This is a genomic window from Streptomyces sp. NPDC053048 (genome assembly GCF_044547045.1).
Taxonomy (GTDB): domain Bacteria; phylum Actinomycetota; class Actinomycetes; order Streptomycetales; family Streptomycetaceae; genus Streptomyces.
The window spans coordinates 456,105-465,945 of record NZ_JBITZS010000007.1 but is presented as its reverse complement, the minus strand read 5'-3'; the positions used below and the strand labels follow the sequence as shown (position 1 = coordinate 465,945).

Below are 9,841 nucleotides of genomic sequence, written 5' to 3'. Positions count from 1 at the left end.
GGGGGCGCGGCCGGGGCGGCGCGGCCGCCGCGGCCCCGGGGGGGGGGGGGGGGGGGGGGGGGGGGGCCCCGGCGCGGGGCCCCCCCCCCCCCCCCCCCCCCCCCCCCCCCCCCCCCCGGAGCGTATGAGATCAGGCGTGGATGAAGTCAGCCAGCTCGCGCTCGATCATCGCCTTGGGCTTGGCGCCGACGATGGTCTGGACGACCTCGCCACCCTTGTAGACGTTGAGCGTCGGGATCGACATGACGCCGTACTTGGCGGCGATGGCGGGGTTCTCGTCGATGTTGAGCTTGACGATCTCGATCTTCTCGCCGTGCTCGGCGGCGATCGCCTCCAGGGCGGGGGCGACCGCGCGGCACGGACCGCACCACTCGGCCCAGAAGTCCACCAGGACGGGCTTGTCGCTCTTGAGCACGTCCTCGTCGAAGGACTTGTCGGTCACGGCCTTGAGAGCCATTGAGGTCTCCTTGAATCTTCTCTTCGTGAGGTGGGGGGAGAGGGAGGTCAGACGGTCTGCTCGGGCTCGCGCACGTTCACACCGTCCGCGAGGGAGGCGAGGAAACGCTCGGCGTCGAGAGCGGCGGAGCAGCCGGTGCCGGCGGCGGTGATCGCCTGGCGGTAGGTGTGGTCCACGACGTCACCGGCGGCGAACACACCGGTGAGGTTGGTGCGCGTCGAGGGGGCCTCGACCTTGAGGTAGCCCTCGTCGTCCAGGTCCAGCTGGCCCTTGAACAGCTCGGTGCGCGGGTCGTGGCCGATGGCGATGAACAGGCCGGTGACGGGCAGCTCGGAGCTCTCACCGGTCTTGACGTTGCGCAGGGTCAGGCCGGAGAGCTTGGAGTCGCCGTGGATCTCGGCGACCTCGCTGTCCCACACGAAGGAGATCTTCGGGTCGGCGAAGGCGCGCTCCTGCATCGCCTTGCTGGCCCGGAGGGCGTTGCGGCGGTGGACGACGGTGACGGACTTCGCGAAGCGGGAGAGGAAGGTGGCCTCCTCCATCGCGGTGTCACCACCGCCGATGACGGCGATGTCCTGGTCCTTGAAGAAGAACCCGTCACAGGTGGCGCACCAGGAGACACCGCGGCCGGAGAGCTCGTCCTCGCGCGGCAGACCGAGCTTGCGGTGCTGCGAGCCGGTGGTGACGATCACGGCCTTGGCACGGTGGACGGTGCCGGCGGAGTCGGTGACGGTCTTGATCTCGTCGCTGAGGTCGACGGCGACGATGTCGTCCGGGATCAGCTCGGCGCCGAAGCGCTCGGCCTGGGCCCGCATGTTGTCCATCAGGTCCGGTCCCATGATGCCTTCACGGAACCCGGGGAAGTTCTCCACGTCGGTGGTGTTCATCAGCGCACCACCGGCCGTGACGGCGCCTTCGAAGACCAGCGGCTTGAGGGACGCGCGGGCGGTGTAGAGCGCGGCTGTATATCCCGCGGGCCCGGAGCCAATGATGATCACGTTGCGGACGTCGCTCACGGGTGTCTTCCTTGTCTCTGCCGACAGCTGTCTGGGGTCCTTGCTGGGTCTCACCCCACCCAACGGATCCTACGGGGCGAGCATTCCCGAAACGGACGCCAGCACGTGGCGCGACGGCTCAGTCACGCGGGAACGTCTGGTTCACCAGAATCTTCCCGGGGACGGTCGAAGAGGCCCCCTCGCAGGTGGAGGACACGAGGTAGGCGTCGACAAGGGCGTCGTCGCTCGGGTGCGGCAGGACGACGAGGTAGGCGTCCTCCCCGTTGTACTTCTCTTGACGCGTGGCAAGCGCCGGCTCCTTGCGGCCGATGCCCTCCCGCACACAGGCGGGGGCGGTGGTGGCGGAGTCCCGGAACGTCGACTCGGGCGAGGTCTTCATGCCGCGCGTCTCGGTGGCGTTGGCCGTCTGCAGCAGATCGCGCACATGCGTCCGCAGATCACCGTACGCGAGCGTGGTCGGTGCCCCGGACTGGCTCTTGATGGGCTGCGGAGCGTCCGCCTGGGGGTCGCCGTCCCCGCCGGGGACGAGAAAGAAGCTGCCGACCCCGATGACCGCCGCGGCGCACGCGGCGCCGAGCAGGGCCCTGGGCCAGCGTCGGGCACGCCTGGCGCGCGGACCCGCGGAAGCCGCCCCCGGGTTCTGACGGCCGGGGCCGGTGGCGGCGCGCGACCGGCCGGCGGGGCGGTCGGCGGTTTCACGGCTGCCGGTTTCACGTGAAACGTGGGGCACTGTGGCGGTGGCGGTGGCGGGGGCCGTTTCCGGCGTCGCCGTTTCACGTGAAACGTCCGCGCCCGGGTCCGGGGCGGGGCCCGTCGCGCTGAGCAGTGCCTCGGCCGCGAGGGCGGCGTCGATGCGCTCGGCGACGTCGGCCGGCATCCGGGTCGGGCCCGGCAGCGTGCCGAGCATGCCCCGGATCTCGTCCAGCGAGCTCCGTACGTCCTCGCACAGCTCGCAGTCGGCCAGGTGCTCCCGCAGGTCCGCGGTACGGGACGGGGAGAGGACACCCTCGGTGAGTGCCGAGATCTCCTCGACCTCCGGGTGCTCATCCGTGCCGGTCGTCGAAGTCACGCTCGCCCACCTCCGCCCTTCACTGGATCTGCGCCGCTCTGTCCTGCCGGTGGTGGGACGGACGCCCCCTGCGACCGGTTCCTTTCCCTGTCAAGAGGGGGGCTACCCCTGCCATCCGGGCGCAGATGGGTGAGCAGGGGCAGCAGCCGCGCCCGTCCCCGGGCACATCTGCTCTTCACCGTGCCGGTTGGGACGTCGAGCACCTTGGCCGCCTCGGCGACCGGGTAGCCCTGCATGTCGACCAGGACCAGTGCGGCCCGCTGCTCCGGAGGCAGCTTGGCCAGGGCCCGGACCAGCTCCCGGTGCAGATCTCCGCGCTCGGCGGGCTCGGCCGCCGACTCATGCGGCTCGAGAAGCTGCTCGAGCCGCTCGGTCTCGGCGAGGGGCGCGGTACGCCGCGACGCCGCCTTGCGGGCCCGGTCCAGGCAGGCGTTGACGGTGATGCGGTGCAGCCATGTGGTGACGGCCGACTTGCCCTGAAAGGTATGAGCGGCCCGGTAGGCGGAGACCAGAGCGTCCTGAACGGCGTCGGCGGCCTCTTCCCGGTCCCCGAGGGTCCGGAGCGCCACCGCCCAGAGCCGGTCGCGGTGGCGCCGCACTATTTCGCCGAAGGCGTCGGGATCACCGTCGACATGCCGCGCAAGGAGCTCGGCGTCGCTCGCGCCGCCACGTGTGACGTCGTCCAACGTCGAGCCCTCCCCCTTGAGCGACGTGACCTTGCGGTCAGCCGGTGAACTTCACTTCGGTGATGGCCTGCTTGAAGCCGGGCTGGCTGTAGGTCTTTTTGTCGTAGGCAGAGTAGGGCATCGCCGTGATCCAGAGGAGAACGTAGCGAGCCTCCGGCCGTTCCTTGAAGGACAGCTGTGCCTTCTTCGTACGCGTCGTCTCGGACCCCAGGAGTTTCATCTCGCTCAGCGGTGACGAGGGGGAGAGCGAATCGACGGCGTACGCCGACAGCTTTGTGTGATCGCCTGCGTAGCGAAGATCCACAGTCACATCGTTGAGCTTTTTCGAGGTGCCGAGGTCGTAGACGATTCCGACACCCTGCTTGAACGCGGGATCGAGGTCGGGGCCCTCGTTGAAAGACCTGGAACGCCACAGCGTGGAAGTGTCGCCGTCGTAGGTCTTTCCGACCTTGTCCGCCTGCTGGAGATTGCCGTCCGGCGCGTACTCCTTGGCACCCGTAACCGGGATCTTCTTGGGAGTCGGCGGCGTGTCATCCCCCGTCGACTGCGATCGCGGAGTGTCCGGCTGTCCGTCCTCCAGAAGCGTGTCCGCGAGCTGCCAGCTGCCCAGGCCGAGCGCGGCGATCAGCAGGGCAGAGACGCTCCACTTCAGCGCGCGGCCCGTGCGGCTCTCGAGCGTGGGCGGCGGGGCCACCGGAAGGGCCTGGGCCGGGCCGCCGTTGCGGGCGGAGGAGGGGACGCGGGGGTACGCCGGCGGCGTGGCGAAGGCCGACTCAGGGGGCCGGATGCGCGGCATCGCCGCGACCGCCTTGGCCAGCTCCTCCGGGGTGGTGCACGGCTTCTCCTGACGGGACGCCGTGGCCCCGTCGTTGACGAGCGCCCGCATGGCCAGCTCGGAGAGGCCACGGTGGACCCCGGCGCGCACCTGGTCGGGGGCGATCAGGCCGAGTCCCTTGGGCAGCCCGGACAGGCCGTGGGCGTCGCTCTCGTACGGCCAGCGCTGGGTGAGCGCGGCGTACAGGAGGGCCCCGATGGCCTCGGTGTCGGTCTGCTGGGGGTGGTCGGAGGTGATGCCGCGCAGGGCGGCCATCACGGCGAGGCCGCGGATGCGGTACTGGCCGGTCCCGGTGCGGAGGACGGAGCCGGGGTTGAGGCGGAGGTGGGCCAGGCCCTCGCGGTGGGCGGCGGCCATGGCCTGGGAGACCTGGCTGACGAGCTGGTACGCCTCGTGCGGCTCGAGGGGGCCGGAGGCCAGGATGGGCGTCAGCTCGGTGGCGTCGGGCAGCCACTCGTGGACGACGTAGACGAGGTCGTTCTCCTCGACGGCGTCGAGGACCTGGACGAACCGCGGATCGCCGAGCAGGGCGGCGGAGCGGGCGGCGGCGAGTACCGGACGGGCGCGCGGGTGGTCGGCGGGCAGCAGGTGGACGCCGACCGCGCGCCGCAGCTTCTCGTCGACGGCACGCCAGCTGCTGAATCCCTCCAGACGGGTGACGCACTCCTCCAGCCGGTACCTTCTGGCGAGTTTGTGGCCGCTGTGCATCTCGGGCGGTTGTGCGTCGCGCGCGGGGCTTTCGTGCCCCGCGCGCTTGGTGTCCTTGTGCGTGCTGACCTTCTTGTCGGCCTCCGCCCCGTCGGTCGTGGCCTGGTCCGCCGCGGCGGTCAGTGGCTGCTCGCCGCTGTTGTCGGCCACGTCGACGGCAGCCGTGCTCCGTTCCGCCACCGTCGTTCCTGCCTCCCCATCCGTTGCGCGCTGTCCCCAGCCAAACCCAATTGTGCCCACAGTCCGGCGTAATGCACGACACACGGCAGGGGGCGATGGTTGTGCTCCGGTCAGCGACCGAGTCGACCGCGAACCATACCGACCATGGCGGTCAGCTCCTCGATCCGCATCCGCTTTGCGGCGATGTAGAAGACCACGATCAGGATCAGTCCGCCACCCGCCAGGGACGCGAGCGAACCGAGGACGCTGTTGCCCAGAACCTGAATGATTCCGTAGGCGACGGCTCCGCTGATGAGGGCCGCGGGGATGCACGCACCGACCAGGCGGGCGTAGGTGCGGACGACACGGGAGCCGTCCAAGTCGCCGCCGAGACGGGTCTTCAGCCGACGCCAGGCGACACCGACGCCGACCGCGTAGCCGAGGCCGTAGGAGGCGGCCATGCCCGCGACGGCCCAGCGGGCGGGCAGGACGAGGTAGCTCAGCACGGCGGCCGCCGCGAAGACCGCGGAGACGATCAGCGTGTTGTAGAAGGGAGTGCGGGTGTCCTCGTAGGCGTAGAAGCCCCGCAGGATGACGTACTGCGCGGAGAAGGGGATCAGGCCGAGGCCGAAGGCCATGAGGGTGTAGCCGATGTTGGTGGCACCACCGGTGCCCGAACCGCCCGAGAACATCAGCGTGGCCATGGGGACGCCGAGGGCCAGGAAGGCGAAGGCACACGGCACGATCGCGACGGCCGAGGTGCGCAGCCCGTGGGAGAGATCGTCGCGGACGGCCGAGGGATCCCCGTCGTGGGCGGCACGCGAGATCCGGGGAAGCACCGCTGTCATCACCGAGACGGTGATGATGGCCTGCGGCATCTGCCAGAGCTGCAGCGCGTAGTTGTACGCCGTGATACCCGTGCCGGTGTGGCCGGCCTTCTCGGCCAGCGCGCCCGCCTTGGTGGCCAGCTGCGTGACCACCACCATGCTGAGCTGGTTGGCGAGCACGAAGAAGAAGGTCCACTTGGCGAGCCCCGCGGCCTTGCCGAGGCCTTGGCCGCGCCAGTCGAAGCGAGGACGGATACGGAATCCCGCGTCGCGCAGGTAGGGCAGCATCGCCAGTGCCTGGACGGTGAGGCCCAGCAACGTGCCGATGCCGAGCAGCCGGACACCCTCGGGCGTGATGGTGTCCGCGGTGACCTGGCTGCCGGTGAACGGGCCGAAAGCCCAGATGAAGGAGCCGAAGGTGGCGATGATGATGATGTTGTTGAGGACCGGGGTCCACATCATGGCGCCGAACCGGCCCCGGGCGTTGAGGATCTGGCCGAGCACCACGTGCACGCCCATGAAGAACATCGTGGGCAGGCAGTAGCGGGCGAAGGCGACCGCCACGTCCATCCGGGCCGGGTCGGCGGCGATGGTCGGTGACATCGCCTGGATGAAGAGGGGTGCTCCCAGCACACAGACGGTGGTGACGCCTGCCAGCAGTACGACGACGAGGGTGAGAAGCCGGTTGGCGTAGGCCTCGCCGCCGTCCTCGTCGTTCTTCATCGCGCGGACCAGCTGCGGGATGAAGACGGCGTTCAGGGCACCGCCTCCCACCAGGATGTAGATCATCGTCGGCAGGACGTTGGCGACCTGGTAGTCGTCGTTGAGGCTGCCGACGCCGATCGCCGCCGCCATGACGAGGTTCCGGCCGAAGCCCAGGAGGCGGGAGACCATCGTGCCCGCCGCCATCAGCGCGCTCGACTTCAGCACGCTCGCCGCCCGACCGCCGCTCTTCGCCGCCGGGGCGGGCGCGGGCTCGGGCTCCTCGACCGGCTCGGGGACGGCCGGCTGCGCCGGCGGGGGTACGAACTGTCCCGGGGGCGGCGGTACCTGCCTGCCGCCCGCTCGCTGGGGCTCGTACGGCTGCTGCTGGTCGCGGTAGAGGTGCGCGAAGGCGTCACGCTGCGGTGCTCCGCCCGCGGGCGCGTCCTGGCCCGCCAGCCCGCTCAGGCTGCCCATGACCTGGGTCTCGGCGGTGGCGTTGTCGCCGTACGGGCGGCCGGGGGGCGGGGGCTGCGGAGCCAGGTCCTGTGCCCACATCCGGGCGTCGGACGCGTGCGGGGGCGCCGACGGCTGCCGGTAGCCGCCGGGCGGCGGGGGCACCGGCTGGTCGAACATGGTCTCGGCCATCGGGTCCTGGGCGGACGGGTCGTGTCCGGGGTAGGGATCCGAGGCGTAGGCGTCCCGGAGGTAGGGATCCCGGGCGTACGGGCCCTGGTGTGCCGGGTCCGGCGCGTGCGGGACCTGGCCCGGCGCGGGAGGCATCGGGGCAGGCGGGACCGGCGGGTACTGATCCCGCTGGTCACCGCCCATGCCCTGACCGCGGTCACCGTCGTACGGCGCGCTCATCGCTACCCCACCTCATCGTCCGCGGCCGCTTGGCCCCACAAAACGTCAACGTTCCACTTTCTCACCTGAGCCGGACGGGTCACCGTTTCGCGCTCCGGTTCGCGCCTCCGGATCACCCGGCTGCCCCGGTTCGCCGTCACCGGATCCGTCGTCGCCGTCCGAGTCTCCCCCGTCCGCGCTGTCCGGCCCGCCACCAGCGGCTTTACGGGCGGCGGCCCGCTTGCGCTGAAGGTAGATGCGGAGTCCCGCGAGGACCAGGAGGAGGACACCACCGGCGATGACCAGCAGCACCATAGGGGTGATCGACGTGACATGCACAGTGAAGGTCATCGGCTCGCCGTACGGCTGGCCGTCGTCGGCGTAGAGCCGGGCCGTGACCTGGACCGGACCGTTGGCATTGGCCCGCGTCTCGAACTTCACCGACTGACTGCGTCCGCCCTCGACGTGGATCTCCTGCGAGTCGTCGTCGATCTTCAGACGGTTCGGCTGGCTGGAGATCAGGACGAGCCTCAGGCCCCGCACGCCCTGGAGCAGGCCGTTCTGCACGGTCACGGGGATCGTCGCACTACGGCCGGAAAGCGTCGCGTCGGACTTCTTGATCAGGTGTACCTGGCGCGTGAGCTGGTCGAGGTAGGACTGCACGGCGTCCCGGAACTCCGCGGCGCCCCGGGGGTTGCCGCGCCACGACGTGGACATCTCCCGCATGATCGCGCTGCCGAAGGGGGTGACCACCCGGTCCTGGGCGGTCAGGATCACCTTGAAGCTGTCCAGGGTGCTCTGCGTCCGCTGGATCGCCTCGAACGCCTCGGTGGACAGCTCCTGGGAGCGCAGCGAGTCCGGGTACGCACCGGAGCCGGGGACCTGCTGGTTGGCGTTGGGGTCCGGCTTGGCCTTGGCCGCGTCCCCCAGGTCCAGGGGCTGGGTCCAGCGGCCGTCGGACAGGCCCTTGAGCGCGGTCGCCATCGCCTGTGCCTGGCTCGTCGTGGGCATGCGCTGGGGTGCGACGACGATGCTGCGCTCGTTCTCCGGGGCCTGCTTGTTCACCATCAGGCTCTGGGCGAGGAAGCGCTGCACGGCGAGCGCGGAGTCGTCGCCCTTGATCATCTCGCCTTCGAAGGCCGTGGAGAGCCGGTCGTCGGCCACGATCGCCGTGTTCCCGCCACCGATCTGCCGGGCCGCGGTGGGCGCGTACGGGGAGCCCTTGTCCTCGCGGAGGCTGTCGCTGCGGGCGATGACGTTGTGGGCGCCGGCGGAGGTGGCCACGTCCACGATCGAGGAGTCGACGGCCCCGTCGACCGGCCAGGCGAAGTCCGTGCGCGGCTTCACTCCGAGGATGGTGTCCACGGTGGTCGAGGCGAGCTCCGTGGCGGACTGCAGATGGCTCAGGGAGCCCGATACGTCCTTGCCGTGGTGGGCCAGCGAGGCGAGGTCGGGGTCGCCGAAGGGGAGCGCCACCACCTGGTGGTCCTTGACGGCGTCCTGCAGCTGGAAGAGCCACTGCTTGGCGACCGCCTGGCCCTTGCCGGGGGTGTTCTGCCCGCTGGGGCCGCCGACCCGGTAGCTCTTCGTCATGGCCTCGACCGTGGCGAGCAGGTCGGGGTCGATCACCCAGGTGATCGGCAGGCCCTTGCCCAGTGCCACCAGCTGCTGCAGCCGGCCGCCGGGGGCCAGCTCGGCCGCCAGGTCGTCGTTGGGGAAGATCGGGGTCTGCTGCTGGTCGGACTCGGTCCGGGCGGTGAGGTGGGTCGCGGAGATCAGCGGCCACAGGACGGTCAGCTGGGTCTTCTTGCCGTCGGTGCCGGACGGCTGCCAGGGCAGCAGCGTCCGGCGGATGCCCAGGACCCGCTCGTACGGCTGGTCGGCGGACTGGCCGGAGAGGGTGACACCGAGCTGGTAGACGCCGTCCTTGCCCAGGTTCAGGTCCTTGACCGGAACGGTCAGGGTGAAGTCACGGCTGACGCCCGGGGCCAGCGGGTCGAGCTTCCGGGCGTGGTTGCCGCCCACCTCGGAGCCGTCGGTGCCCGGCGAGAAGGGGGTCCGGTCGCCGATGTCGTCGATGTCGCTGCGCGTGTTGATCTGCGGGCCCACCCGCAGGTCCACATGGGCGCCGGTGATCGTCGACTTTCCGTTGTTGGTGACCGTGCCGGAGACGGTGAGCGTGTCGTCCTGTTTCGGGGCGACGGGGGCCAGTGAGTCCACCGTCACCGCGACCTGGCGCGAGCCGGGCGAGTCCGCGTGCGCGGTGGGCGCCGCGGGAAGCTGCACCAGTCCTGTGAACAGCAGCACTCCGGCGAGCAGCGTGGTGACGTGCCGGAACCACCGGCAGGCAGGAGCGGGCGTTGTCCCCTCGAAGGCCTCCTGGACCTCTGCCGCCTCGGCCACGCGCTCGCCCGTCCCTCGTCGTCGTCAGTGGTCGTCGGATGGTGCGTCCGTGAATGGTAACGAGGCCCGCTGTGACGAAGTGCTGCGGACCGCACTACAAGATCGTCGCCAGGGCCCGTTGTCCGGGCTGGGC

Annotated in this window: 7 protein-coding genes; all 7 read right to left on the bottom strand. The window is 70.6% G+C overall.

The window, feature by feature from the left end:
* Positions 1-130: 130 nt before the first annotated feature.
* Positions 131-457 (bottom strand): thioredoxin, encoded by a 327-nt coding sequence (gene trxA / locus ACIG36_RS21470; protein WP_399930003.1) that lies wholly within the window; start codon positions 455-457, stop codon positions 131-133.
* A 47-nt stretch (positions 458-504) separates the two neighbouring features.
* Entirely contained in the window at positions 505-1,473 is a 969-nt protein-coding gene (gene trxB / locus ACIG36_RS21465; RefSeq protein WP_399930000.1) for a thioredoxin-disulfide reductase, read from the bottom strand.
* Positions 1,474-1,591: 118 nt separating this feature from the next.
* Positions 1,592-2,542, bottom strand: coding sequence for a hypothetical protein (locus tag ACIG36_RS21460; RefSeq protein WP_399929998.1), 951 nt, complete (start codon positions 2,540-2,542; stop codon positions 1,592-1,594).
* Positions 2,539-3,228, bottom strand: a complete 690-nt coding sequence (gene sigM / locus ACIG36_RS21455; protein ID WP_399929995.1) for an RNA polymerase sigma factor SigM — start codon at positions 3,226-3,228, stop codon at positions 2,539-2,541. Before sigM ends, ACIG36_RS21460 begins: the two co-directional genes overlap by 4 nt.
* A 37-nt stretch (positions 3,229-3,265) precedes the next feature.
* A complete protein-coding gene (locus ACIG36_RS21450) occupies positions 3,266-4,951 on the bottom strand; it encodes a serine/threonine protein kinase (RefSeq protein ID WP_399929992.1) in 1,686 nt (561 codons plus the stop codon).
* A 110-nt stretch (positions 4,952-5,061) separates the two neighbouring features.
* Positions 5,062-7,326, bottom strand: a complete 2,265-nt coding sequence (gene murJ / locus ACIG36_RS21445; protein ID WP_399929989.1) for a murein biosynthesis integral membrane protein MurJ — start codon at positions 7,324-7,326, stop codon at positions 5,062-5,064.
* Between the two features lie 45 nt (positions 7,327-7,371).
* On the bottom strand, positions 7,372-9,708 hold the full coding sequence (locus ACIG36_RS21440) for a DUF6049 family protein (protein ID WP_399929986.1): 2,337 nt from the start codon (positions 9,706-9,708) through the stop codon (positions 7,372-7,374).
* Positions 9,709-9,841 lie beyond the last annotated feature (133 nt).

What these genes read in the sequence shown, in the direction of transcription:
- trxA (WP_399930003.1), bottom strand. Translation starts at nt 457, where the DNA reads ATGGCTCTCAAGGCCGTGACCGACAAGTCCTTCGACGAGGACGTGCTC.
- murJ (WP_399929989.1), bottom strand. Translation starts at nt 7,326, where the DNA reads ATGAGCGCGCCGTACGACGGTGACCGCGGTCAGGGCATGGGCGGTGAC.